The organism is Parvimonas sp. D9 (assembly GCF_035282565.1).
GTDB classification, from domain to species: domain Bacteria; phylum Bacillota; class Clostridia; order Tissierellales; family Peptoniphilaceae; genus Parvimonas; species Parvimonas micra.
In genome coordinates this window covers 1-237 of the sequence record NZ_JAYKBM010000264.1, presented here as the reverse complement: position 1 = coordinate 237, position 237 = coordinate 1, and the positions used below count along the sequence as shown (strand labels likewise).

General features: G+C 41.4%; 1 protein-coding gene. It reads left to right on the top strand.

Going from position 1 to position 237, the window contains the following annotated elements; genetic code table 11:
* Positions 1 to 47 precede the first annotated feature (47 nt).
* Positions 48 to 237 (top strand): crossover junction endodeoxyribonuclease RuvC (locus VJI94_RS08825; protein ID WP_324009104.1); only part of this gene is annotated, 190 nt, incomplete at its 3' end.

The window sequence follows — 237 nt, the reverse complement described above, 5'->3', positions numbered from 1 at the left end:
ATATTTGTTCCTGACTTTGACCTTTTACCTTTGTCCAAAGGAGTCCAATGGACACTTTTAACTATTTTCATCCCATGGCCAAAGACGAGATCATCCTCGGTATTGATCCGGGTACGCAATTAATGGGATATGCTTTATTGCGTATCCATAAAGGGCAACCCCAGGTACTGTTGATGGATGTGCTCAAACTCACCAAGGAAAAAGATATCTATGCCCGTCTTGAAATGATACATACTC